The 25,144-nt window shown below is 43.5% G+C and carries 22 protein-coding genes; 17 read left to right on the top strand and 5 right to left on the bottom strand.

The window, feature by feature from the left end:
• Positions 1-19: 19 nt before the first annotated feature.
• Positions 20-403 carry a 50S ribosomal protein L21 gene (gene rplU, locus AAEO56_RS11270; protein WP_341697157.1) on the bottom strand — a complete coding sequence of 128 codons (384 nt, stop codon included), beginning with the start codon at positions 401-403 and terminating at the stop codon, positions 20-22.
• A 199-nt stretch (positions 404-602) separates the two neighbouring features.
• On the opposite strand from rplU, the gene AAEO56_RS11265 reads away from it, so the two are divergent.
• The 3 genes from AAEO56_RS11265 (at position 603) to AAEO56_RS11255 (ending at position 4,970) form a co-directional block, all read left to right on the top strand.
• Complete coding sequence (locus AAEO56_RS11265) at positions 603-1,928, top strand: M16 family metallopeptidase (RefSeq protein WP_341697156.1); 1,326 nt, start codon at positions 603-605, stop codon at positions 1,926-1,928.
• Between the two features lie 16 nt (positions 1,929-1,944).
• Positions 1,945-3,996 carry a M16 family metallopeptidase gene (locus AAEO56_RS11260; RefSeq protein ID WP_341697155.1) on the top strand — a complete coding sequence of 684 codons (2,052 nt, stop codon included), beginning with the start codon at positions 1,945-1,947 and terminating at the stop codon, positions 3,994-3,996.
• Between the two features lie 419 nt (positions 3,997-4,415).
• Positions 4,416-4,970, top strand: a complete 555-nt coding sequence (locus AAEO56_RS11255) for a heavy-metal-associated domain-containing protein (protein ID WP_341697154.1) — start codon at positions 4,416-4,418, stop codon at positions 4,968-4,970.
• A gap of 267 nt (positions 4,971-5,237) precedes the next feature.
• Here AAEO56_RS11255 and gldD read toward each other — a convergent pair whose 3' ends face one another.
• The 4 genes from gldD to mutY all read right to left on the bottom strand — a co-directional run bounded on the left by gldD (position 5,238) and on the right by mutY (position 8,823).
• Positions 5,238-5,810 carry a gliding motility lipoprotein GldD gene (gene gldD, locus AAEO56_RS11250; protein ID WP_341697153.1) on the bottom strand — a complete coding sequence of 191 codons (573 nt, stop codon included), beginning with the start codon at positions 5,808-5,810 and terminating at the stop codon, positions 5,238-5,240.
• Complete coding sequence (gene gldE, locus AAEO56_RS11245; protein WP_341697152.1) at positions 5,807-7,090, bottom strand: gliding motility-associated protein GldE; 1,284 nt, start codon at positions 7,088-7,090, stop codon at positions 5,807-5,809. The genes gldD and gldE overlap by 4 nt, the downstream gene beginning before the upstream one ends.
• Before the next feature lie 23 nt (positions 7,091-7,113).
• Complete coding sequence (locus tag AAEO56_RS11240; RefSeq protein ID WP_341697151.1) at positions 7,114-7,557, bottom strand: single-stranded DNA-binding protein; 444 nt, start codon at positions 7,555-7,557, stop codon at positions 7,114-7,116.
• Between the two features lie 126 nt (positions 7,558-7,683).
• Positions 7,684-8,823 carry an A/G-specific adenine glycosylase gene (mutY, locus tag AAEO56_RS11235; RefSeq protein ID WP_341697229.1) on the bottom strand — a complete coding sequence of 380 codons (1,140 nt, stop codon included), beginning with the start codon at positions 8,821-8,823 and terminating at the stop codon, positions 7,684-7,686.
• A 132-nt stretch (positions 8,824-8,955) separates the two neighbouring features.
• Between mutY and AAEO56_RS11230 the strand changes: the two genes are divergently transcribed.
• The 14 genes from AAEO56_RS11230 (at position 8,956) to AAEO56_RS11165 (ending at position 25,132) form a co-directional block, all read left to right on the top strand.
• Entirely contained in the window at positions 8,956-9,246 is a 291-nt protein-coding gene (locus tag AAEO56_RS11230; RefSeq protein WP_108777444.1) for an HU family DNA-binding protein, read from the top strand.
• Between the two features lie 390 nt (positions 9,247-9,636).
• Positions 9,637-11,193: an Rne/Rng family ribonuclease gene (locus AAEO56_RS11225; RefSeq protein WP_407934963.1), complete on the top strand. Its 1,557-nt coding sequence runs from the start codon at positions 9,637-9,639 to the stop codon at positions 11,191-11,193.
• A 102-nt stretch (positions 11,194-11,295) separates the two neighbouring features.
• Positions 11,296-12,489 carry a DUF3825 domain-containing protein gene (locus AAEO56_RS11220; RefSeq protein ID WP_341697149.1) on the top strand — a complete coding sequence of 398 codons (1,194 nt, stop codon included), beginning with the start codon at positions 11,296-11,298 and terminating at the stop codon, positions 12,487-12,489.
• 65 nt (positions 12,490-12,554) lie between these two features.
• On the top strand, positions 12,555-13,112 hold the full coding sequence (locus tag AAEO56_RS11215; protein ID WP_341697148.1) for a hypothetical protein: 558 nt from the start codon (positions 12,555-12,557) through the stop codon (positions 13,110-13,112).
• A gap of 301 nt (positions 13,113-13,413) precedes the next feature.
• Positions 13,414-13,845 (top strand): hypothetical protein, encoded by a 432-nt coding sequence (locus AAEO56_RS11210; RefSeq protein ID WP_341697147.1) that lies wholly within the window; start codon positions 13,414-13,416, stop codon positions 13,843-13,845.
• Between the two features lie 159 nt (positions 13,846-14,004).
• Positions 14,005-14,826, top strand: a complete 822-nt coding sequence (locus tag AAEO56_RS11205) for an SDR family oxidoreductase (RefSeq protein ID WP_341697146.1) — start codon at positions 14,005-14,007, stop codon at positions 14,824-14,826.
• Positions 14,827-15,025: 199 nt separating this feature from the next.
• Positions 15,026-15,922 (top strand): helix-turn-helix domain-containing protein, encoded by an 897-nt coding sequence (locus AAEO56_RS11200; RefSeq protein WP_341697145.1) that lies wholly within the window; start codon positions 15,026-15,028, stop codon positions 15,920-15,922.
• Between the two features lie 341 nt (positions 15,923-16,263).
• Positions 16,264-17,082 (top strand): WGR domain-containing protein, encoded by an 819-nt coding sequence (locus AAEO56_RS11195; RefSeq protein WP_341697144.1) that lies wholly within the window; start codon positions 16,264-16,266, stop codon positions 17,080-17,082.
• 41 nt (positions 17,083-17,123) lie between these two features.
• Positions 17,124-17,882 carry a LytR/AlgR family response regulator transcription factor gene (locus AAEO56_RS11190; protein WP_341697143.1) on the top strand — a complete coding sequence of 253 codons (759 nt, stop codon included), beginning with the start codon at positions 17,124-17,126 and terminating at the stop codon, positions 17,880-17,882.
• A gap of 13 nt (positions 17,883-17,895) precedes the next feature.
• Positions 17,896-19,671, top strand: coding sequence for a tetratricopeptide repeat-containing sensor histidine kinase (locus AAEO56_RS11185; protein WP_341697142.1), 1,776 nt, complete (start codon positions 17,896-17,898; stop codon positions 19,669-19,671).
• Positions 19,668-21,461 carry a tetratricopeptide repeat protein gene (locus tag AAEO56_RS11180; RefSeq protein ID WP_341697141.1) on the top strand — a complete coding sequence of 598 codons (1,794 nt, stop codon included), beginning with the start codon at positions 19,668-19,670 and terminating at the stop codon, positions 21,459-21,461. Before AAEO56_RS11185 ends, AAEO56_RS11180 begins: the two co-directional genes overlap by 4 nt.
• 125 nt (positions 21,462-21,586) lie before the next feature.
• Entirely contained in the window at positions 21,587-22,327 is a 741-nt protein-coding gene (locus AAEO56_RS11175) for a hypothetical protein (protein WP_341697140.1), read from the top strand.
• A 13-nt stretch (positions 22,328-22,340) separates the two neighbouring features.
• The gene (locus AAEO56_RS11170) at positions 22,341-23,723 is read left to right on the top strand and encodes a leucine-rich repeat domain-containing protein (protein ID WP_341697139.1); all 1,383 of its coding nucleotides are present in this window, start codon (positions 22,341-22,343) and stop codon (positions 23,721-23,723) included.
• A gap of 20 nt (positions 23,724-23,743) precedes the next feature.
• Entirely contained in the window at positions 23,744-25,132 is a 1,389-nt protein-coding gene (locus tag AAEO56_RS11165; RefSeq protein ID WP_341697138.1) for a leucine-rich repeat domain-containing protein, read from the top strand.
• Positions 25,133-25,144: the final 12 nt, after the last annotated feature.

Raw genomic sequence — 25,144 nt, 5'->3', positions numbered from 1 at the left:
TTCTTTTTAATTGTTAATATTATTCTGCAGTTTCAGTTGTTTCAGCCACGTCTGCTTTTTTAGCAGCAGCCTTTTTCTTTGGCGCAGCACCCGCTCCTGTAATACCGGAGATCTGGATTTGCGTTAAAGACTGGCGGTGTCCGTTTTTCTTTTTGTAACCTTTTCTTCTTTTCTTTTTGAAAACGATTACTTTATCTCCTTTTAAGTGCTGCAGCACTTTGGCTTCTACTGAAGCACCTTCTATAGCCGGGGCGCCTAGGGTGATTGTCCCGTCAACATCAAGCATAAGGACTTTCGCGAATGTAACCGCGTCGCCCTCTTTACCTTCAAGACGGTGAACAAATACCTTTTGGTCTTTGCTAACTTTAAATTGCTGCCCTGCTATCTCTACGATTGCGTACATAACAATATGGTTTATTAATTATTTTTAAGTGCGCAAATATACAACTTATTATTTATCAGGCAACCCGCTACAAAAAAAATTGAAGAAAAATCACAGCAAGAGGCTCTTCAAAATCATTTCCTAAAAAAAATATAATTTTATTGTAACAAAATCCCGAAATTGCACACCAATACCTAAATCAAAATAATTATTAATTTTTATGAAAAGATCGTTAATCGCTTTGGGTTCCCTCCTTATGCTTGGCGGAACAGCTTCTGCCCAGAAAGTGGCATTCGAAGAATACAATTTGGACAACGGACTGCATGTTATCCTTCACCAGGATAAATCGGCCCCGGTAATCATTACTTCTGTAATGTATCATGTGGGTTCTAAAGATGAGAACCCGGAAAGAACTGGTTTTGCACACTTTTTTGAGCACTTGCTTTTTGAAGGCACAGAGAACATCAAACGCGGTGAGTGGTTTAAAATAGTTACAGCCAACGGTGGTAACAATAACGCCAACACCTCTGACGACAGAACCTATTATTATGAGGTATTCCCTTCAAACAACCTTGAGCTTGGCATCTGGATGGAAGCAGAAAGGATGCTTCACCCGGTGATCAACCAGATAGGTGTTGACACGCAGAATGAAGTTGTAAAAGAAGAAAAAAGGCTTCGTATAGACAATCAGCCTTATGGAAACCTTATTGCTGAAGTAAAAAGGAATATGTTTAAGGTACACCCTTACCGTTGGGCAACCATCGGTTCTATGGACCACCTTGATGCTGCTACCCTTCAGGAATTCCAGGCATTCAACAAAAAATTCTATATCCCTAACAATGCCGTTCTTGTAGTAGCAGGAGATTTTGACCCTGCACAGGCTAAAAAATGGATCAACCAGTATTTCTCTGTTGTACCAAAAGGAACACCTATAACACGCCAGACATTTACAGAGCAGCCAATAACACAGGCTTTCAAAGCGCGTTACGAAGATCCTAACGTACAGCTGCCAATGGTAGTGACTGCTTACAGGACACCATCAATGAAAACTAAAGATGCAAGGGTGCTTGACATGATCTCTTCTATCCTTAGCGACGGAAAAAGTTCAAGGATGTACAAAAAGATCGTTGACGAAAAGAAAATGGCAATGCAGATAGGCGCGTTCAACTACACTCAGGAAGATGCAGGCCTATATATCGTATATGGCATCCCAATGCCGGGCTTTACTGCTGATGATATCATGAAAGAAGCTGATGCTGAGATCGTGAAATTACAGACAGAGCTTATCTCTGAAAGGGAGTTTACAAAACTTCAGAACCAGTTTGAAAGCCGTTATGTTAGCAACAATGCCAGCGTAGAGGGTATTGCTGAGAACCTTGCTTCTTACTACCTTCTTTATGGCGATGTAAACCTTATCAACACAGAGATCGACATCTACCGTAAAATAACAAGGCAGGATATCATGGACGCGGCTAAGAAATACCTTAACCCGAACCAAAGGCTGACCCTTGACTATGTAGGAGCTAAAGACAAAGCACAAAACTAAGCACAGAAACAACATCATGAAAAAAGTAATATATCTAATAGCCGGCGTGTTTTTATCTATTTCCAGCATGCAGGGACAAGTAATACCAATGCCAAAGCCGGGGCCTTCGCCTGTGGTTAATGTTGGCAAACCGGAAACATTCACACTTAAAAACGGGCTTAAAGTACTGGTTGTTGAAAACCACAAACTGCCGCGCGTTTCCTACAGCCTTACCATGGACAATGCTCCTTATGCCGAAGGCGCCAAAAAAGGCGTTAGCGACATGACATCGGCGCTTATGGGAAGCGGTACTAAAAAAATGTCGAAAGACGCTTTTAACGAGGAAGTTGACTTTTTAGGAGCTAATATTGGCTTCGGATCACAGTCAGCTTACGGAAGCGGCCTTTCAAAATATTCTTCAAGGATACTTGAGCTAATGGCCGATGGCGCCCTTAACCCGGTTTTCACACAGGAAGAATTTGACAAACAGAAAGCCCAGATCCTTGAAGGGCTTAAGTCTGACGAGAAAAGTGTAACATCGGTAGCAGGTCGCGTAAATGCAGTGCTTACTTATGGCAGGAACCACCCTAACGGCGAATACCTTAGCGAGGAAACCCTGAACAATGTAACGCTTGCTGACGTTAAAAATAACTACGCTACGTATTTCGTACCGGGCAAAGCTTACCTTGTTGTGGTAGGTGACGTTAAACTGAAAGACGTTAAAAAACAGGTAGAGAAACTTTTCGGCGGATGGACAGGAGCTACTGCGCCTAACGTAAGCTACAGCGACCCTAAAGACGTACAGTTCTCGCAGATCAACTTTGTTGACATGCCGAATGCAGTACAGTCGGAAATCTCGGTTGTAAACATAAGCAACCTTAAAATGACCGACAAAGAGTACTTTGCTACACTTCTTGCCAACCAGATCCTTGGTGGTGGTGGCGAAGGAAGGCTTTTCCTTAACCTTCGTGAGGCACATGGCTGGACATACGGCGCTTACTCTTCTATAGGCGGCGACAAGTATGTAGGCGATTTCTCTTCTTCTACTTCCGTGAGGAATACGGTTACTGACAGCGCTGTTGTTGAGATATTCAATGAGGTTAAGAAAATGAGGAACGACCTTGTTAGCGAGGAAGACCTTAAGAATGCCAAAGCAAAATACATTGGAAGCTTTGTAATGAACATGGAAAAACCGGGCACGATAGCACGTTATGCTTTGCTTACGCAGACGCAGGGGCTTCCTGCAGATTTCTTTGAGAACTACATTAAAAATATCAACGCAGTAACTGCCGAGGACATCAGGAATGCTGCTAAGAAATATTTCCTTGCCGACAACTCAAGGGTTGTGGTTGTGGGTAAAGCAGCAGACGTATTGCCTGGCCTTGAGAAGAGCGGCATGCCTATCTTCTACTTTGACAAATTTGGTAAGCCAACAGAAAAACCGGTTGTAAACAAGCCGGTACCGGCGGGTGTTACTGTAAAAACTGTTCTTGATAGTTACATTAAAGCAGTGGGCGGCGAAAAAGCGCTTAAAGCTGTTAAAACTGTAATGACAAAATCTACCGCTTCGGCACAAGGCATGGCGGTTGTATTTACAAGCAAAGTATCTTCTGACAAAAAACAGTCGGTAGAAATCACTGTTGCAGGTATGGGCTCTTTGTTCAAGCAGGTAGTTGGCGAAACAAGCGGCTATTCTGTACAGCAGGGGCAAAAAATGCCAATGGAGGCAGCTGATTTCAAAGAATCTAAAGAAACTGCCGTACCATTCGAGGAACTTACAATGGCAACTGCTCCAGGTGTAAGCGTTACTGCCATAGAAGCTATCAATGGTAAAGATGCTTATGTGATTAAAAAAGGCACAGACGCTTATTATTATGAAGTGGCTACAGGATTGAAGATAGCCGAATCTCATGAGCAGGAAGGACCTGAAGGACAAAAAGTTCCTATGTTCACTTATTATGATAATTACAAAGAAGTGAAAGGCATTAAGCTTCCCCACAAAATCAACATGAATGTAGGCATTGAACTTGACCTTACAGTAACTGAGGCCAAAATCAACGAAGGCGTAACTGCTGCTGATTTCCAATAAGAATAATAATTGTTTTTGATAGAGAAGGCTCCTGCATTGCGGGAGCCTTTTTGTTTTACAAAATCGGAAGCTATACCGCAAAGTTCCGCAAAGAAGACACAGAGATCCGCAAAGAATTTTTAGTTGCGCGTTCAGGCGAGTTCACAGAGTTGGGTATATATACCGTCACGCTCTGCGGTCTCACACCAAAGGTGTTATCTCAAATAAACCTCTGTGTATCTCTGTCCCTCCTCTGTGCATCTCCGCGGTAGCCTTTTTATAACATGAGTTAGCAGATTTCAACAATTCCTGCGACTTATCTGTCACAAGATAGGTGCCAGCAAAAATAATCCTGTACAATATCTCTCATTACAAACCGTTTTGTATAAATTTGTAACCTGTTTAAAAAGGAATTATTAATTCAAATAAAGAGATATACCATGAATTTTGTAAAGACACTATCGCTTATCGCACTTTCGGCAGTATTATTCACAAGCTGTAAAAACAATTCTAAAGACGGCAATGTTGAAGGCACTGAGAAAGACAGTACGGCTACCGACAGTACAATGAGCAAAGAAACTGCTGCCAACCTTGAGACTACCAGCTTTAAGATAGACGGCATGACATGCCCTGAAGGATGCGCCGCCACTATAGAGAAAAAACTTGCCGGCCTTGACGGTGTTGAGGATGCTAAAGTAGATTTCGAAAAGAAAACGGCTACCGTATCTTTCGATGCTGCAAAGCAAACCCCTGAAAAGCTTGTTGAGACCGTTGAGAAAATTGCTGACGGCGCTTATAAAGTATCTGATGTAAAATCATCAGGAGATAAAGCGTTCTATTCTGTACAACAGGAAAAAGAGAAAAAGAAAGATACTAAAAAAGAGAAAAAAGCGAAAGGCAAAAAAGCGAAAGAAGGCTGTGGCGAGAAAAAAGGCGGATGCTGCTCTGAAGGCGCAAAAACCTCTTGCGGGCATGACAAGGCCGGAAGTATGTAATACATTTAAATATCAAAGAAGAGCATCCTTAACGGATGCTTTTTTTTTGCCACGAATTACAAGAATTTATAGTGTACGTCTCCAAAAACAGGTATAGCCCGGATAGTCATCGCGAGGCACGAAGCGATCTTTCTGCTCCAACAATTCTGTACGAAGGAAAGATTGCTTTGTCGTTCCTCCTCAATGACCCGAGTCATAATGCCCCATCACTCTTACTTTGCAGAACAAATAAATTGGTGTAATTCGTGTAATTCGTGGCTAATAATCCTACTTCCAACTAAGCGTTTCCATGATATTCTGCATGTCGTCTTTAATGTAGCTTGCTGCCGGCATTATGGAGTCGAAGTTGGGCTTGGCATAAAAATACATGGAGCCCGTAAGGAAATGGCGCGTGCTGTCGGTTACATAGAACTGGGCATTGGTAGCTGCATCGCCGCCTACCTGGTAAAACATCCCATAAACTTTTTTTGAAGGGTTCAGGTAGGGCTGTTCTTTGATCTCATCCGCTTTTATTACGTGCTCATAGGTGAGCTTCTGGGCATCGCGCAAAAGGGCTTCAAGGTTATTTCCCTCAACGTTTTTATAGGTAAGGTATAACGTTGCCTTCATTTTTGGGTATTCGATTACCAGGTTGCAGTTGCCTTTGTCCTTAATACGTGCCAGTGAATTGTAGCCGAAAGTATACGGACAGCCCCCATCATACGCAATGTATTTGCCCATAGGATATTCCAGCCTCAGGTAAGCCTGGGGCTTCGGCACGGTTTCTTCTCCACAACTTATAGCCGCTGCACCAAGTGAAAGCAGCATTCCGACAGCCAATATTTTCTTTATACTTTTCATTGAAGCGTAACCTTAATTTGTTTGATCCTTCTCCTGTCTACCGATTCGACGGTAAAGATATTACCCTTAAAGGTAATTTTTTGCCCTTTTTTAGGAAAATTGCCCGAGCGTTCCAGCAGGAACCCTGCCAGTGTTTCGGCTTCGCCTTTAGCTGCCTCAAAATCGTCTTCCTCCACATCGGTAATCCTGTAAAAATCCTTCAGGCTCACCTTCCCGTCGAAGAGATAATTGCGGTCGTCTATTTTTGAGTAGATGATATCCTCGTCGTCAAACTCATCGCTGATATCGCCCACGATCTCCTCCAGGATGTCTTCCAGGGATATCACGCCCGATGTCCCGCCATATTCATCAACCACAATAGCGAGGTGGTTTTTCATGCCCTGGAATTCCTTCAGCAGGTTGTCCAGTTTTTTATTTTCGGGAACAAAGAACGGCTCACGGATGATCGTTTGCCATTCAAAACCATCATTATCAATGTGGGGCAGGAGGTCTTTGGTAAACAGAACGCCTTCTATGCTGTCGATATTGTCTTTGTATACCGGAATGCGAGAAAAGCCCATATCGATGATCTTCGGGAGTATTTCGGTGAAGGGCGCCGTCATATCCAGTGCAAATACATCGATGCGTGGCGTCATGACCTGGGTCACTTCAGTATTCCCGAAGGTCACAATCCCTTCAAGTATTTTTTGCTCTTCGATAGTGGCATCGCCATAATCGGTAAGCTCAAGCGCCTGCGAGAGCCTGTCTACCGAGAGCCCGTTCTTCTGTTCGCCAAAGCGTTTGTGCAGCCTGATCGTGATTTCGCGCATAGGAATGCTTAACGGCGAAAGCACGCTGCTCAAGGCCATCAGCGGAAGGGCAGCTTTTTTTGAAAAGCGCCTGTTATTGCGCCCGGCATATATCTTGGGAAGCACTTCGCCAAAAAGCAACAGGAGCAGCGTTATAAGCGTTACCTCTACCGAAAAGCGCAGCCACGGGATGTGTATTGCCGAAAAAGCATTGAGCCTGAAGAACAGGACAATGATGGCAATATTGATAAAAGTATTGGTTATCGTAATGGTAGCCAGCAGCTTTTTAGGCTTTTCGAGCAGGGAAGAAATGATGCGCCCTTTGCTTGGGGTTTTATCGTTTATTTTCTCAACATCCTGCGGGGTAAGGGAGAATAAGGCAACCTCGGTACCCGAAATGAACGCAGAGCAAAGAAGCAGGATAGCGATCGCTGTGAATCCTATGACAAGGTTATAATCTATTGCTGTGAAACTCGAGGGATCGGGGTCCAAAATTCCGGGTATTAGTTAAACAATCAAAACGGCAGGTCGGTATCAGGGCCCGGCACATTTTGTATATCATAGTTGGGTTTTGCGGGTTCGGCCACGGCAGAAAAATGCTGCTTGTTATGGTCCAGCTCCTTTTTGGTGGTCAGGAAAGTGAATTCCGTCACCTGTATTTCGGTGGTATATTTCGTAGTACCGTCTTCAGCCTGCCACTGGCGCGACTTGATGCGGCCTTCGACGTATATTTTATCGCCCTTGCTCAGGTATTTTTCGCATATCTCGGCGGCCTTGTTGCGTACCACAAGGTTATGCCATTCCGTTGAAGTGATCTTCTCGTTCGTCTGCTTATTGATGTAGACCTCATTGGTAGCCAGGGGGAAGCGCCCAATGCAGTTGCCTCCCTCGAAATAATGGATCTTTACATCGTCGCCCAAATGCCCTATCAGCAGGACTTTATTCAGTGTACCGTTCATGGCTTTGGTGTTTGTTCACTCAAATATACTATATAAACCTGACTTATTAATTGCATTGGGTAAAATTTTCATGCAGGCATAAAGTATGAGGACCCGTCCGGCATCAGGCGCTGGGGTAATTAAGGCTTAATCCAGGTTAGCAGAAAACAGGTCGTTCGCATTTAGTGCCCAATAGCGTTCCATGAAATTATAGATCACGATGGGAAAAGGGTATTTCATGGCTTCTCCCCTACTGATGGCCTTATCCAATGCAACGCCGGCCTCCACTTCCCAAAAGCGGATGCTGAGGTGCTGGTGCGAAAGTTTGTGCAATATGCGCTCCGGGTGCAGTAGGGTGATGCGCTTTGGCGTAAAACCAACGGCTCTTTCGGCATGAGTGGCTTTCCCCTCCTCTGGAGGGGTGCCCGAAGGGCGGGTTGGTTCATTAAAATACCTCATTATTATTTCACTCATCTTCTCCTCAGAAACCTCACCTTCGGTTTCGATCAGCGGGAATTCGTACAAATTATGCCAGATGCCCTTGGCTGTGCGCTTGTTCACCACAGTGTGTCCCGCAGCATCTTTTATAATAAGATAGTTGAAGAACCTGTTGGTCACCTTAGTTTTTTTGAGTTTGACGGGCAGCTGGTTTACCCGGCCTGTAAGGAAAGCGGCGCATTCAGCATTGAAGATGCAGATGCTACAGTCGGGGTTTTTAGGCACGCATTGCAGGGCACCGAATTCCATCATGGCCTGGTTGAATTCGGATGCCCGGCCTTTCGGAAGGAGCGTTGCCGCAACCTCTGTAAACTGCTTTTTGGCACCCGATGATGAAATATCCGTTTCGATACCAAAATAGCGTGCCAGTACACGGTACACATTACCATCGACCACAGGGACAGGCTCCCCATAAGCGATAGAAGCAATAGCAGCTGCGGTATAGTCGCCCACGCCTTTTAATTGTAGCAGCCCCTGGTAGCTGTCCGGGAACTCCCCTCCCATTTCAAAAGCCACCTGTTTTGCCGTGGCATGGAGGTTCCTGGCGCGGGAATAGTAGCCCAGCCCCTGCCAGAGTTTGAGCACCTGCTCTTCGGGCGCGGCAGCCATGTCATTAACGGTTGGAAAGGCTTCGATAAACTTCAAAAAGTAGGGCGTTCCCTGTGCTACCCGCGTTTGCTGGAGCATTATTTCTGAGAGCCATATTTGGTACGGTGCAATAGTTTTACGCCAGGGCAAATCGCGCTTGTTTTGTAAATACCATTGAATTAAAGACTTAGAAAATTCCATCATAATTATGCAGTACAGCAAAAGTAAAGTTTATGTTATTAAATTTTAATAGATTAACCTTGAATTATTGTTTTTTTAATTGTTATATTTGCACACTTAAAAAAATACACACAATAATAAATTAGAAAGAAAATGACGAAAGCAGACATCGTAGCGAAAATTTCCGAAAAACTAGGCCTAGAAAAAGGAGATGTTCAGGCAACAGTTGAGTCTTTTATGGAAGAAGTAAAAAACTCGCTTGAAACAGGTGACAATGTTTACCTAAGAGGTTTCGGAAGTTTTATTATCAAAACGCGTGCTGAAAAAACAGGCAGGAACATATCTAAAAACACTACAATCAAAATACCTGCACACAACATACCTGCATTTAAACCTGCAAAAATATTTGTTGACGGTGTAAAAACGAATACTGAAGCAAAGTAATTATTTATTAACCACCCTAACCCTTAGACACTATGCCAAGTGGTAAAAAAAGAAAAAGACATAAGGTAGCAACTCACAAACGTAAAAAGAGAGCGAGAGCTAACCGTCACAAAAAGAAAAAGTAGTTTTATACTACTTTTTCTTTTTTCCAAACGTTCATTGAAATGTGATCTCAGATTTTAGAGTTTAGATTTCAGATTTAGCTGCACTCCTGCACTGAATACTGTCACTGAAAACTGAAACTGCGATCTCCGGGTACACAAAATACCTGTTTAAATTTTGTTTAATCCATCTGCTTCCGGTTAACGGTTGACAGTTAACAGTTAACAGTTGCAGCACAGGCTGTAAACCGTAAACTGTAAGCTGTAAACTTTGGCCTCGCGGATAAAAATGTACAGTGTGAATAAAGAATTAATCATTCGATCTGGTTCTGACGCAGTAGATTTTGCCTTATTAAAAGATGGAAAACTAATTGAATTACACAAGGAAAAGGAAGACCAGAACAAGTTTTCTGTAGGTGATATTTTTATCGCCAAGATACGGAAACCTGTTGCCGGCCTAAATGCGGCCTTTGTTAACGTAGGTTTCGAGAAAGATGCATTTTTGCATTACCACGACCTTGGCCCCAACCTCCTTTCCATGCTTAAATTCATGAAACTTGTAAGCGCAGGTAAAGTAAAAGATTATTCCCTTAAAAACTTTCCTTTTGAAAAAGAGATCAACAAAGACGGGGCCATAGCCGATGTGCTTAGCGCCAACCAATCCGTACTTGTACAGGTAGTCAAGGAACCCATATCGACCAAAGGCCCAAGGATAAGCTCTGAGCTTTCACTGGCCGGCAGGTATGTGGTGCTGGTACCGTTCTCCGACAGGATCTCCATCTCACAAAAGATAGAATCTAAAGAAGAGAAAGACCGCCTTAAACGCCTTGTTCAATCGATCAGGCCAAAAGGTTTCGGCGTTATCGTACGTACGGTAGCCGAAGGGAAAAAGGTAGCAGAGCTGGACCGCGATTTGCAGAATTTGCTGGACAAATGGTCTGCAATGTGCAAGCGCCTCCCGAGCGCCCACCACCCAAGCAAGGTTTTGGGAGAAGTCAATAAGGCTTCCTCGATACTGCGCGACGTGTTCAACGACACATTTACGGGCATCTATGTGGACGACGAGGACCTCTTCTACCAAACAAAGGACTATCTGCAGGAGATAGCTCCCCAAAAAGCGAATATCGTTAAGTACTACCAAAACAGGGACCTGCCACTCTTCGAGAAATACAATATCGAAAGGCAGATAAAGACCTCTTTTGGAAAAACGGTATCCATGAGCAAAGGCGCCTACCTTATTATTGAGCACACGGAAGCCCTGCACGTTATCGACGTGAACAGCGGCAACCGCTCGAATAAGGCCCTTAGCCAGGAAGATACCGCCCTTGAAGTCAACATGATCGCTGCCGCAGAGATTGCGCGCCAGCTAAGGCTCAGGGATATGGGTGGAATAATTGTCGTGGATTTTATAGACATGTCTAACCCCGACAACCGCAAAAAGCTCTTCGAATACCTTCGGGACGAAATGAGCGACGATAAAGCAAAACACAAGATCCTGCCACCGAGTAAATTTGGACTCATCCAGATCACTCGTCAACGGGTAAGGCCCGAGGTGAATATCAAGACAAGGGAAGAAGATCCGAACAATGAAAATGCGGAGATCGAAGCCCCGATACTGGTAATAGACCGCATAACGGCCGACCTTGAAAGAATTATGAAGACCCAAAAGAAAATTGTGCTCAACGCACACCCTTTTGTGGCAGCTTACCTAACAAAAGGATTTCCATCCATTCGCTCAAAATGGTTTTTTGAGCATAAGAAATGGGTGAAAGTCATACCACGTGACGCTTACACGTATTTAGAATACCACTTTTTTGATAGCAAAGGAAATGCTATCGCAGAATAACAACAAACCGCCTTTACAATTGTAGGGGCGGTTTTTTTGTTTGATTAATGTTTAAATATGAATTTATTAACTATTTTTATAAATTATATTTAACATCACCTTATGAAATACGATAAAGAGAAAAGGCATGGAGTCACAAATTTCGGATTTGTAACAAACCTACGAACATTCGTTCAAGAAGTTAATGAGTTATTAAACACTGATGAGCGTGAATATAGGGCTCATGAACTTAATGCAGTTGTTGACGACTTTACGGAGAATGGTAAGGTTATTTATAAAAATAAATTTGGAAAAATTACTACTTCAGAAAATGCATTGTATGCAATTTTTGAATTAGGAAAGAAGGATAAATTAGGAGAAAGTATAATTGCCTATTATCAAAGACCGCGAATAGAGAAAAACTGGACTGGAATTCATTTTACGACAACTAAAGAGCTTGAAAAGGAAATTAAGGATAATCTAATGTTTCGATTAGGTGATATACAATTTCAAAATTGGCAAGATGGGTTACAATTTCTTGAAGATTTAAAAACAAAATGTATTCCTGAAAAATGGGATTATAAATCTCACCAATCAGGGCTGCCTCATCCAATTCTTAAAGCGTATATTGAGAACACTTTTGAAAAGCTAAAGGCAGAAAATGATGGTGTTAAGATTCTGCGAAGTGACGATGGGAAATATATAGTTTTCAATTCAGGCTTACTTGATAAATTTTTTCATGAGATTTTCATTATTGTACATATTGTTAAGGAGGGAGATGATTTATATTACCGCGATCCTTATATATTAAGTAGTTTAACTGACTTAGGTAAAATTGGATTTAATGTTGATAGTAAAAGAATAGTTAAGCAAGATGATTTACCTGAACCGGCTACTTTTTTTACAAATATAAATGAAGTAATTTTTCATCCTGATATAGATATCGACAGAAATTATGACAAATTTACTCATATCATTGAAGAACGCAGAGAAAGATTTCCAATGGAAGATCGAGATCGAGATACAACCGAACTGGCTAGAAAACTTGATAATTCAATAAACTACGCAATAGCTATAGCAAAAAGAAATTATAAATTAGTTGTCCCGATGTATAGACCTCAGGAAAAAAAAATACAATTACTTATGCCAATATATCTATCCGGTTCATTTACTAAGAGTCCGGATTTTGCATTAGTATTAGATCTTGAACACGGTATTTATACCCCAGAAACAATTCTGCCATTAGACGCAGCTTACCAAAACGCAAGATTAATTACTAAACCTGATGAATTATGGCTTAATCCTGACGATATATAATACTTCAGTACATATTTCATATTATAACCCTTAACTCGTATTTAATAAAAAACACTCCATATCCTATGATCCCAAAATTCAGCTCACAGACCGAAAGCGATGAATTCCTTACCCTTTCAAAAACAATACAGGCCGGTAGCTACGAAAACGCCCTCACGATGTCTAAGGAAATGCTTGAAAAGTACCCTGACAACAAGCACATCTACCATAACCAGATAGGCGCCATGATCTATCTGTCAAAGAACGATTACTGGGGAGCCACAAGACATTATGAAAAAGCGCTGGAGTATGGTTTTCCTGCCGACACCTGCGAAGACAATATATGGGAGTCCGCGGAGGATAGTTTTAAATTCCTTATTGATAGCGAGGCAGGGTTTTGTGCCGTCATGGGCGATGACGGGAATATCGTAACACGTGTCTATACGCTTGTGGAAAATTATAAGAATGTTTTCCCCTCAGGGAAATTTAATGATAAAGCCGATGAGTTGCTGTTTATCTATGAAAATATAGCCGGTTCTGTTTTTGATGATGCGGAAGCGCTCAGGCAGGCATATAACAGCAGCTTCGCAGACGCGAATTACAATGAGTTGCTGGATGAGCTGTGCAGGATTTATTTTAAATAACTGTCTGAATTTTTTGAAAAGATCAATATTAACCACACAGGCATATAGTCATATAAGGTGATCTAAAGCCCAACAAAGTGATACCGGGCCTGAAGCTTCGCTTCACTATGTGCGGATATGTACCCTTCAGGATAAATAGATCACTATAAAACCTATGTATCTATGTGGTTAATTCAAATTTAGCCAGTTAGTAAATAAATGGTGTTCTTTCATAGATGTCAGGGATGCAATAAGGTGTTAATTAACCCCATTTGCAAAATAAATCCTATGAAACGCAGTTATAGTAACAAATTCCACACCTATGAAAAACTACTTCCACCTTTTATTGCTTATGGCCTCTATGGGCATGTATGCACAATATATCGAGAAGTGCGGGCTGGACAATAGCCCTTCACTTACCGACGAGGAAGCCGCTTTCCTTAATGAATATTTCAGCGAAAATGAACGCAAAGGATTTGACTTCACCGGAAAGAAAATCCTGATACTGGGCGGATCTGCAGGGTCTTCGCTACGTAGCAAAACTGATTATTTTAAAAGCATAAAAGAACGACTGGCAAAAACAACACTGCCCATAGCCACTAACCCCTACCCTTTTACCGAAGAGGAAAAAAGACTGTCCGGAGGATATGATGCGGTACTTACCTTTTGGACAAAAGTGCCGATGACCCCTGATAAAAAGAAAAGGATCATCCGCCGCGTAGCCGAAGGCATCTGGGAGGTACCAGGCGTATAATGACCGCAATGCCAGCGTAAAACTACGGCCGCCGCTACAAAATATGTAGGGGCGGTTTTTGTTTGCCGTAAAATGTATCTTCATTACGCACTTTTGTATAAGCCGCACCCCCTTCCCCTGCCATAGCTTTGTACCATCAAACTTTAATGATACAAAACAATGTCAAAAACAATTTTTATAACAGGCGCTTCAAGAGGATTTGGACGCCTATGGGCAGAAGCTTTTTTGAAACGCGGCGATAAAGTGATCGCTACCGCAAGGAATATCGAAACCCTTAACGAGCTTGTTGCCCAATATGGCGATGCGGTGCTCCCGTTACAGCTGGACGTAAATAACCGTGATGAAAGTTTTGCGGCTGTTAACAAGGCAGCAGCACATTTCGGCATGCTGGATGTGGTGATCAACAATGCAGGCTACGGGCTTTTTGGTACTATTGAGGAGGCGACCGAACAGGAAGCGCGTGACCAGATAGAGACCAATGTATTTGGCCTGCTATGGATAACCCAGGCGGCACTGCCAATAATGAGGGCACAGGGCCACGGGCATATCATACAGGTATCGAGCGTACTGGGAGTTGTTACGCTGCCGGTTCTGGGCATCTATAATGCTTCGAAATTTGCCGTGGAAGGCCTGACCGAAACACTGGCAAGTGAGGTGAAGGACTTCGGAATTAAAGTAACGCTGGTTGAGCCAAATGGCTTTGCTACCGACTGGGCAGGCGCATCAGCCGTGCAAAGCCAGCCGATAAGCGCTTACGACGGCGTAAAAGCTGCTTTTCAGGAAGGTATGAGCGATACCGATATCTTTGGCCAGCCCGAAGCTACCACAGGCGCGATCCTTAAACTTACAGATGCACAAAACCCGCCGTTACGCCTGTTCCTGGGTAAAGTAGCATTACCCTGGGTAAAACAGGTTTATGCAGACCGTCTTGCCACATGGGAAGAATGGAATGAGGTTGCCGTGGCAGCACATGGTAAATAATTGAGTAACCTTAATCATGAAGAAGACAATCAAATGTCATATTGAGCGCAGTCGAAATGCGGCATTTGATTGTTTTGCATCTCGACTGCGCTCGATGTGACAAACAGGATCTTCAGTTCATATCAAACTTAAATGATTTTAAATACCTTTACAATAACATCTGCGCCATATCGCGCAGGTGTTTTTACCATTTTAACCTATGGAACATTTTAAGAGCATCAGCGATTTTAACCGGCTCAACGGTTTCGCGCCACCCGAAAACCCGCTTATAAGCCTTGTGGAATGCAGCAGGGTAGACAAATGCAGCCTTAGCGGGGCCGAGTTTACAGGCGATTTTTACATGATCATGTTCAAGAAAATGAAGGCAGGGATTATACTTTACGGCCGCACGGAGTATGACCATGACAACGGATCGATGTCGTTTATAAAGCCACGCCAGGTAATGCAGATGAAGGATGTTGAACTCGAGGAGAACGGCTTCATCATCTTTATGCACGAGGACTACCTGAATGGGCACCCGCTGCATTCGGAAATAAAGAAATACGGCTATTTTGACTATGAGGCCAATGAAGCGCTGCACCTTTCGGTACGCGAAGAGCAGATAGTATGGGACCTGTTTTACAAGATGCAGACAGAATATAATAACAATGAAGACGAGTACAGCCGCGACATCATGCTCACGCATATCAATTCGATCCTGAAGTACTCGCAACGGTTTTACAAGCGCCAGTTTATCAACCGCACACAGCTGTCGGGCAAAACTGTTTCCCGTTTCAATGGCATATTATCATCCTACTTTGAGGATGGCCAGCTACGGGACAAAGGCCTGCCGAGCGTAAAAGCCATGGCCGATGCGCTTAATACCTCGCCGCGCTACCTGAGCGACCTGCTGCGGCAGGAAACAGGGAAAACGGCACTGGAACTCATTCATATTTTCCTCGTATCCGAAGCCAAGAACCTGCTTCAGGGCTCTGAAAAAACAGTGAGTGAAACGGCCTACCTGCTGGGGTTTGAGAACCCGCCTTATTTTTCGAGGCTTTTCAAGAAAGAAACAGGATTTAGCCCTGTAGAATACCGGAAGCAATTCCTGAATTAGAAAATGTCTAAGATTTAATTAACCACATAGACATAGATCTTCATAGTGTTCAGAGGTGCATAAGTACACACTAGTATTGAAGCATAGCTTCAATACTATGTTTAACTATAACTGAGAACAACTTTATAAATTTTGAAGCAATTAGAGCTATGTACCTATGTGGTGAAATAGTCTTTAAAGGTTTAGACAGTTCCTTAACATAGCCGCCCAACCGGGCGGTTTTTTTTGCCTAAGCGCTCAGTACTCTACGAACTATCAAAAAATGCGTACGAATTTTCATTTGACGGTTATCCGGCTTTTTGTTTTTATATATTAGCAGACGGATATATAAAACCATTATCATGTCGACACTATACAGGATCACGATAAAAAAAATAGAAAATACAAAGGTAACTGCCGAAGTGAGGGTAATACACCCGGATGCCGGCAGCGATATCGGCTCAAAAGACTTTGCGTTGCAAATACTGCTGGAAACGGGGCTTATTGGAAGGCGTTATTTTGACAAGCTGCCTATACCTAAAGAAGAATGGGAGAAATTAGTTAAAGAGCACCCGCTAAAGGAAGAATATGATATGCTGCAGCTCTACCATGATGGAAGGCGGCTCATTATTACCAAAGAAGAAGCTGATAAGCGCGAAAACGTCGCCTACAGGGAAAAGAACAATGAAGAACTCTTCCGGCAATATGGCTTGAGGACTTCGGGCGGCGGAATAAGCGATGGCCAGCATTATATACGTTTTGACAATGAACCACTGAAAGTGATCGAAGCTGCCAATAAGATCATGGTATCCAAACCGGTAAAAAGGAAGCTTGAAAAAGACCTGTACACCCTGGAGTTTGAAGTTGCCAATGCGGCCTACCTTCATCACCTGAGGGAAAAAATGCGCTATGAAACAGCGGCATTCAACCTGTCATCCTATTACAAGCCGGAAATTAAAGTGGAAGAAGGCGAGGCAGTACTCCTGACCTATAAAGATGAAAAAAGCGATAAGTTTTGGCAGGTAGCACAAGAAGGCACCACCCTGAACATAACCTATGGAAAAACAGGAACGTCAGGGCAAAAGAATGTAAAGGCTTTTGACTCTTTGCAGAAAGCAGAAAAAGAGCGCGACAAGCTGATAAATGAAAAGCTGGGGAAAGGCTATACAAGGGCAAATTAATACCGCGGACGACAGAACGATAACAGTAAACAAATCAAATTATGCTAAGAGCCATAGTCATTGATGACATTGCAAAAATAAGGGCTAAAAATATTACTACAATCAAGCAGCACTGTCCCGGTGTGGCCGTTATTGCCGAAGCCGAGGATGTAAAATCAGGTATGGAAGCAATACGAAAGTACCTGCCGGATCTCGTATTCCTGGATGTGGAGATGCCCGACGGAACAGGTTTCGACCTGCTCCGGGAATTGAGCCCTATCAATTTTAAGGTAATATTTATTACCGGTTACCAGGAGTTCGCCATTACGGCTTTCCGCTTCAGCGCGATAGATTACCTTTTGAAACCGGTAGAGCCCGCCGACCTTATTGAAGCCGTAAAAAAAGCAGAGGAAAGCGTAAACAAGGAAGTGCTCGACCTGAAGCTGAGCACACTATTCTCTAACATGGAGCGCCCGAGAAACCTGCAAAAGCTTATCCTTAAGACCGCCGAAAAAGTATATTCTGTAAACGTGCAGGACATCCTGCATTGCGAATCGGATAAAAACTATACTACATTTTACTTCATAAACGCCCCAAACCTTGTGGTGTCCAACACCCTTAAGGATTACGAAACAATGCTCACGCCACAGGGATTTTTCAGGTCGCACCAGTCGCACCTTATCAACATGCTTTATTTCGACCACTTGATAAAGGCCGATGGCGGCGCTACAATAGTGATGAAAGACAAATCGAAAATACCACTGGCCGTGCGCAAAAAGGAGGAGTTCCTAACTATCCTGGAGAGCTACAGCAAGTGGTAATACCTTACGATCAGTGAGCCTTCCCTGTATAAAAAAATGGAGCCTGCTATTATCCTGCGTTTTTTGCTGCGCGGGCAGCATGCTCTATGCCCAGGACTTTAAGGAAATAGACTCCCTGCAACGGGCAGTCGACTCCTTTAGCAGGCTGGGCCAGAACCGGAAAGCGGCTTTCGAACAGAATTATGTTGATGCAAGGCTGATGAATGCCAAATCGGAGATCCGGGTGAATTCTTATTACCGGGTCGCACAGGCTTATATAAGGTCGCGCGAGTACGACGATGCTTTTTATAATATCATGATGGCGCTGGAATCATGGCAAAAAACGGAAAATCCTATAGGTATAGCGCAGTGCTACAGTGTGATGGCACAGGTGTACCTGTATAAAAAAGACTATAAAAAAGCAGCCTTATATCACCGTAAAGCGCTTTCATTATTCAGGGAGAACCCACATAAAAAAGGCCCGGCTGCAACAGCAAAGGTAATCTATGCCGACTTTTTTACAGAACGGGGCAATTATACCGAAGCTTTAAAGCAGCTGGCAGATGCCCTTGATGAAACGCCCGGCACAGGGTTTTATAACGCACGGGCCTACATAAAAGATAAAGCTGGGCTTTGCCATGCATCCCTGGGCAGGCCCCGCGCCGCCGAAAAATACTACCTGGAAGCCCTCAAAGACCTTAATAAAAATCCCTATGTAGACACAGAAATGTCTATACAGCGCCATTTAGGAGAATTGTACCTTTCCCTCAAAAACTATGGGCAGGCACAATCATGGCTTGAAAAGTGCATCAACCTGCGGCCCGATCATGAAGACAGTGAGGAGTATATGCTTGCCAACAAAAGCATGGCAAGGCTGTACTTGGCACAGGGAAATTACGAGCAGGCTTATAATTACGAGCTGGAGGCCGTCATTGCAGACAGGGAATTAGAAGATGCCGTAACGCTTACAAGCACCGATGCGGTATCTACAAAATATGATGCCGAACAGCTTATGCTCCAGAACAAGCTTTTGGAAACAGAGGCAGAAACGAAAAAGATAGCCGCAGAGCAGGCTGATTCCCGAAAAAATGCTTTCCTGTTCTTTTTTATTTTTGCTATCATTGTACTGGCTACCGTACTGATATTTCTTTATTTTTACTTCAGGCAAAAAAGGGCAATTACGGTTAACCGAAACAATGAGCTGAAACAGAAATTGCTGCTTACACAAATGAACCCACACTTTATCTTTAATTCCGTGGATACTATCCAAAGCCTTATTTATGAAGACAAAAACGACGAAGCGGTAGGCTATCTGTCCAAATTCTCGGAACTCACACTACAAATACTTGAAAATTCGTCCCTGATGTACATCAGCCTTAAGGAAGAGATCAACATGACGGCCAACTACCTGGTTATCGAGCAATTGCTCTACAATAATAATTTTGAGTTTGAAATTAAGGCTGATGAGGGCATCGATACCGAAACACTGTATATCCCTCCTATGCTCACGCAGCCTTTTATAGAGAATGCCGTAAAGCACGGGCTCTCAGAAAAGAAGGAAGGCGGAATGATATACATCCGGTTCTACAAAAACCTGCGGAAGCTTTACTTTGAAGTATCGGATAACGGAAAAGGCCTCACAGGGGAGACAAGGAAAGGCCACCGGTCTATGGCTACAAAAATCACATCGGAAAGGCTCAATGCGGTGCCGGGCGATATTGAGGTAGCCACTATCATGGAAAATGGTGTTGCAAGAGGGGCCGTCAGCCGATTTGCCATCCCTTACAAAATAAAAAATAAGCCTGCATGAAGCGATGCCTTGCCATATGCTTCCTGATGTCCTGCCTCATGCTTTTTGTTCCGCAGGTTTCAACGGCGCAGGCAGATATTATAAAAACGAAGTTTGAAGCTCAGGCTGATTCACTAAACCAGTTGGGCAACCGTTACCTCGAAAAAAAAGAATACCCGCAGGCGGAAGCATATTACCAAAAAGCGATCGCCCTTTCCAGGAAGCAAAAGCTCGACCAAAATCTGGGGTGCAGCCTTTTCAATTTATCTGTTCTTTACTCCCGGACGGCAAACTATGAAACGGCTATCGGGCTTGGGGAGGAAGCCGTAAAGATCCTTGAAAAATACCCGCCAGGGCTGCTCCTCGCGAAGTGCTATATGACCCTTGAGGTTTGCAAAAAAGAACATGGGCAATTTCTTGAAGCAATGGGCTATGCTGACAAAGCCGTTGAAGTACTAAGGAAAGTTAAAAACGACACACTGCTCGAACATGCGTTGTGGCGGGCGGGCGATCTCTGGAACGGGTGGAATACATCACGCGCTATACCGATGTTTAAAGAATCGTTGGCATTGGCAAAAAAATTACAGAAATATGGTGACCTCGACAATATATACAGTTCGCTGGGATTCTGCTACAGCGATCCGTTTGGGGGCGATCCGGATTTCATAACGGCAGAACGCTATTTCCTGAAAGCCCTTGAGGCAGCAGAACAGTACGATCCCGGAGATGTGGACATAAGCCGTGTTTATTATGCCAAAATATGCACAACCAACAAAAAATACAAAGAAGCGGAATACCATTTAAAAATAGTATATGCAGATGCAAAGGCGGCCAGAAATAATGATATGCTTTCTACTGCCGCATTTTGCCTGAGTGAAGTGTATTCTGCCATGGAGGATTTCCAAAGGGCATACAACTACCTGAGGGAGCATGAAGCGCTGGAGGAAAAATATTATGATACCCAAAAAAAGAGCACCGCCGGAAATATGGCTTTCAATTTTAAGACTGAAAGGATCAAAACCCAAAACAAGCTGCTGAAACAACAGCGGGAACTCCAGAGGGCAAAGCAGGAGCAAGAAAGCTTCCGGAAAAGCGTGAAGATATGGATTTCGGTACTGGTAGCGGTTTTCCTGGTGCTGGTTACGGTACTATTATTCCGGTTCTTTAAAAAGAAAAATATGCTGCTTTCCAAAAAGAGCAACACCCTGCGCCAGCAACTGCTGCTCACGCAAATGAGCCCCCATTTTATAACATCATCCATCAGCAGTATACAAACCCTCATCAGGGAAGACAAACCGGATGTTGCCGCAACGTACCTCTCTAAGTTTGCACGCCTGACACGCCAGATCCTGGAAAACAGCACGGGGGATTATATAGCGCTGGATGAAGAGATCGTGATGATAACCAATTACCTTGCCGTACAGCAGCTGCTGCATCCCGGGAGCTTTAGCTTCACAGTTGACGAAGATGATATTGACAGTGAGGCCATCTATATACCGCCGATGCTTACCCTGCCCTTGATTACCAATGCGGTAAAGCGTGCCATGGAGTCAGTGGTTACTGAACGGTCGGTTGAAGTACGGTTCCTGATGAAAGACGAAAGGCTGTTATTTGAGGTAAGCAATACCGGAGGCCCTTTGGAGCCTGGCGAAAGAAAGGCTATATTAGAATCGGGTTCGGTAAATATAACGGTAGAGCGGCTTGCCAATGTGTATACAGGGCCGGAGCCTGTTAAATTACTGAACACTTCACGGGAAGGCATCATAACCGGGGTCATGGCGTGGTTTGAAATACCGTATGTGCGTGACTAGTGATCCCGAAACGAATATCTTTAACCTGTTAACAAATTTTCGACAGGCATAGCCGAATAATCATTTATAAATCTAAATTGCACATTAAATAATACCTTGCAGTTAAATTAAACCAGCTAATCATCATGTACGGCCTTACCCAAAAATACGAAGACTTTAAAACCCAGTTGCAAAACAACCCAAAAACCGGCATAGAAAGCTGCGGCGACGGTTATCTTGAAATTATCCCCGCCCATATCAATATCCAGCTGTATGTGCTCAACGGCGAGCCCGATGATGAGCCTGATTACGAACGTGACTTTACTTTTAGCCTTGATGATTCGTTTAAAGAGCTCATCGAAGTATCATGGGACAACAACCTTCAATATTCTTTTGATAAAGATAAACGCAACCACCCGAACCTGACACACAGGCAGGATAACATTGGCTCCTACAGCTTCACAAGCCCACGAAATTTTTTAGGCAGTGAGCCCTGGCTGAAAGACCTGACTGATGAAGACAATAAGGACTACGAGCTGATAAAGAACCTGCGTATTATTGACAATACCAATGTAAAATACCAGTTCGCCTGCATTCACTTTGACGGCACCAGCGACAATTCTATATTTGAGGACAAGCTGTATCTTTTTAATGATGAAAAGGTGCATCACCTGAAACTGTCGTTGCGGGAGTATTACGAAACCTGCCTACAAATGTACTGCATAGAGAACTGGCAGCTGCTTTTCATCGATAAGGAAGAAGCTGCCACATACGGTACTGAAATGAACAACCTTGTGAAAACCTACCGCGACTTGCAGATAGCCTTCCCTGACAATGACCTCAGCTTTATTGAAAACAGGCTACGGGAATATGGCGCATCACTCTAACCGATCATAAAAAATGGACTACAAAGAAATATTTGACAAAACAGAAGCCAGGCAATACCAGGTGGTACACGATTACCTTATTGAAAATGCCGATAATAAGCCTGAAGGCATTGACGAAATGCTACTGGCAGTAGGGACGGCATGTTACAGTGCCGATGTAAGGAAGAACTTTAAGGCCCTGCTCACTAAAATGGGCGGTGAACCGGTAAAGGCTGCCCTGAAACTTATTTCAAAACGGGATTATAATGCGGGTACGGGTAAGAAAAACCTGCTGGCCGACCTGCCGGGACTTGAAAAGGTCGATGGGTTCAACGCCCCTGTATTTGCAAAATATGCAGCAATAGTAGCCATGAGCCTTAATGAAGGCCGCGACTATTTTCTTGAGCACGGCACCGATGCCGAAATAAAATATTTTTTGCTTAACGAATTGTATGACCGCAATGACAAAAGCAGCCTTGATATGTCTGTGGGTCAAATGTTAAGCCCCCGCGTAGCGCAGCTGATGTGGGATGTTGTGCCTGAGCTTGCACCTTTCATAAGAAGAATTACCTGCCGTACGGACGGGAAATTAAGCTTTGGTTTTGAAAGCATCGATATGCCTCAGATTTACCATATCACACTCGATGCTGATATTGATGAGTTCCCATCTTTCTTGTTCGGGTGGCCGTCGTTAAAAGAAATTACTATTACCTGTAACGCAAAGGTTTTGCCTAAAGGCATTTCCAGCTTTGTGCATCTGGAGAAACTGGGCCTTTATATGCCAATAGCCGAAATACCCGAGGAGGTTTTTACACTTAAAAGCCTTAAAAGCTTTTCGGTGGGCAATACTGCACTGACGGAAATACCGGAAGCTATTGGGCAACTGGAAAACCTAACCTACCTGAGCCTATATAACTCTCCCGGGATAAAAACAATTCCGGAAAGTGTATTTGCATTGCCCAACCTATCCGACTCGTATAAAGATGATTTCAGGGCCGAGTACATGCCTTCTAACGAGTACCAAAAGGTTTACAACGAGATGAACTTTTACATCGGGGACTTTGAAGAAATCCCTTTGGTAAAGGAACTTTTGGAAAAATACAAGGCCGGCGAGGAACCCAACTTTTTCCCAGAGCTTTTAATGGCTACAAGTAAATGCTATTATGACGATGAGCACGGGCGGGCGTTAGTAAATTTATATAAGGATGTAGAGAAAGATTCGCCCGAAAAGTTGAAAGAGGTGAACAGGGCATTGAAGTCTTTTAAATATGTTGATGAGACCACCACACCCGAAGATTATGAAAAAATGCGGAAGAAATTGCAGCCGTTCGAATGGTTCGATACCGAAAAGTTCATAGGATTGTGCGAACTGATGGCGGCCAAAGTCTACCAAGAATATCCATTTGCCAAATGGTAATACTAAACTGATAAAACAAAATGGACTACAAAGAAATATTTTCGCATATAAGGGGGTTCGGTGCAGGAAAGATATACGACTTCCTTGCGGCCAACCCGACACAAAAACCGGAAGGCGTTGATGAAATGCTGCTTGCCGTAGTTACCACGCTGTACAGCAAGGACCTGAAGAAAAACTTTAAGGTGTTATTGGGTAAAATTGGCGGGGAACCGGTGAAGCAGGCATTAAAGGTGGTATCGAAAAGGGATTACAGCAATTATTCTGCCATGAAGAATCTGGCAATTGACCTGCCGGAACTCGAAAAAATAGAAGGCTTCAACACGTTACAGTTTGCAAAGTACCTCTCCATGACAAGCCATACAGTAAGGGATATGCGCGAGTATTTCCTTGAAAAGGCGACCGATGAAGAGATAAAATATTACCTGCTTAATGAACTGTATGACATTAATGAGCACGATATAGTTCGCCTTTATATTGGGGACGACCTCAGCGAGCGTGTAGCACAGCTGGTATGGGATGTAGTGCCTCAAATGGCATCTTCTGTAAGGAGCCTTACCTGCCGTACGAAAGGGAAAGTAAGCTTCGGATTTGACAGCATTGATATGCCCCACATCTATGATATTAAGATCGGGGGAGAATTTGATGAATTTCCAATGTTCGTTTTCGACCAGCTCTCCCTGCAGAAATTAAACATCAGGACGAGCTTGTCTGTTTTTCCGGAAGGCGTTGGCAAATTAACGAACCTGAAAGAACTGATCATCAACATGCCGGTGACAGAACTGCCTGGCGATATCTTCTCGCTCACAGAAATTACATGGTTCTCCCTTTACAATACCCGCCTTACCGCCGTACCTGAGGCTATCGGCAATTTCGTAAAGCTCAAGAATATCGGCTTGTCGATCGAAGACAACCCGGAAATGAAAACCATACCGGAGAGCCTTTTTGCCCTGCCCAACCTTCCGAAAATATACAAGGATGATATAAAGGCCGAGTTCATGCCGGACAATGAATATGAGATGCTGTATAATGCCATAGAATTTTTTATGCGGGAGTTTAAAAACATTCCTGATGTGAAAGACATCCTGGCGAAATATAAAGCAGGTGAGGAACCAAATTATTATCCCGAACTGGCAATAGCCTGTACCAAATGCTATTATGAAGACGAGCATGGAAGGTCATTAGGCACCTATTACAGCTATATCGACGATAACGCTCCGGAAAAGCTGAAAGCGGTTAATAAAACATTGAAGCCTTTCAAATATATCGATGACACCACAACACCGGAAGATTATGAAAAGATGCGAAAGAAACTGCAGCCGTTCGAATGGTTCGATACCGAAAAGTTCATAAGCTTGTGCGAACTGATGGTGGCTGACATTTATGAAAAATATCCTTTTGAGAAGTGGTAAGAATTTAAAAAT

The sequence above is a fragment of the Flavobacterium arundinis genome (genome assembly GCF_038289855.1).
In the GTDB taxonomy this organism is placed as follows: Bacteria; Bacteroidota; Bacteroidia; order Flavobacteriales; family Flavobacteriaceae; genus Flavobacterium; species Flavobacterium arundinis.
This window is presented reverse-complemented; position numbering and strand designations above follow the sequence as displayed.

Excerpts from the sequence above, each read along its gene's own strand:
- rplU (WP_341697157.1), bottom strand. The coding sequence starts at position 403 with ATGTACGCAATCGTAGAGATAGCAGGGCAGCAATTTAAAGTTAGCAAA.
- AAEO56_RS11265 (WP_341697156.1), top strand. The coding sequence starts at position 603 with ATGAAAAGATCGTTAATCGCTTTGGGTTCCCTCCTTATGCTTGGCGGA.
- AAEO56_RS11260 (WP_341697155.1), top strand. The coding sequence starts at position 1,945 with ATGAAAAAAGTAATATATCTAATAGCCGGCGTGTTTTTATCTATTTCC.
- AAEO56_RS11255 (WP_341697154.1), top strand. The coding sequence starts at position 4,416 with ATGAATTTTGTAAAGACACTATCGCTTATCGCACTTTCGGCAGTATTA.
- gldD (WP_341697153.1), bottom strand. The coding sequence starts at position 5,810 with ATGAAAAGTATAAAGAAAATATTGGCTGTCGGAATGCTGCTTTCACTT.
- AAEO56_RS11240 (WP_341697151.1), bottom strand. The coding sequence starts at position 7,557 with ATGAACGGTACACTGAATAAAGTCCTGCTGATAGGGCATTTGGGCGAC.
- mutY (WP_341697229.1), bottom strand. The coding sequence starts at position 8,823 with ATGGAATTTTCTAAGTCTTTAATTCAATGGTATTTACAAAACAAGCGC.
- AAEO56_RS11230 (WP_108777444.1), top strand. The coding sequence starts at position 8,956 with ATGACGAAAGCAGACATCGTAGCGAAAATTTCCGAAAAACTAGGCCTA.
- AAEO56_RS11225 (WP_407934963.1), top strand. The coding sequence starts at position 9,637 with ATGTACAGTGTGAATAAAGAATTAATCATTCGATCTGGTTCTGACGCA.
- AAEO56_RS11220 (WP_341697149.1), top strand. The coding sequence starts at position 11,296 with ATGAAATACGATAAAGAGAAAAGGCATGGAGTCACAAATTTCGGATTT.
- AAEO56_RS11215 (WP_341697148.1), top strand. The coding sequence starts at position 12,555 with ATGATCCCAAAATTCAGCTCACAGACCGAAAGCGATGAATTCCTTACC.
- AAEO56_RS11210 (WP_341697147.1), top strand. The coding sequence starts at position 13,414 with ATGAAAAACTACTTCCACCTTTTATTGCTTATGGCCTCTATGGGCATG.
- AAEO56_RS11205 (WP_341697146.1), top strand. The coding sequence starts at position 14,005 with ATGTCAAAAACAATTTTTATAACAGGCGCTTCAAGAGGATTTGGACGC.
- AAEO56_RS11200 (WP_341697145.1), top strand. The coding sequence starts at position 15,026 with ATGGAACATTTTAAGAGCATCAGCGATTTTAACCGGCTCAACGGTTTC.
- AAEO56_RS11195 (WP_341697144.1), top strand. The coding sequence starts at position 16,264 with ATGTCGACACTATACAGGATCACGATAAAAAAAATAGAAAATACAAAG.
- AAEO56_RS11190 (WP_341697143.1), top strand. The coding sequence starts at position 17,124 with ATGCTAAGAGCCATAGTCATTGATGACATTGCAAAAATAAGGGCTAAA.
- AAEO56_RS11180 (WP_341697141.1), top strand. The coding sequence starts at position 19,668 with ATGAAGCGATGCCTTGCCATATGCTTCCTGATGTCCTGCCTCATGCTT.
- AAEO56_RS11175 (WP_341697140.1), top strand. The coding sequence starts at position 21,587 with ATGTACGGCCTTACCCAAAAATACGAAGACTTTAAAACCCAGTTGCAA.
- AAEO56_RS11170 (WP_341697139.1), top strand. The coding sequence starts at position 22,341 with ATGGACTACAAAGAAATATTTGACAAAACAGAAGCCAGGCAATACCAG.
- AAEO56_RS11165 (WP_341697138.1), top strand. The coding sequence starts at position 23,744 with ATGGACTACAAAGAAATATTTTCGCATATAAGGGGGTTCGGTGCAGGA.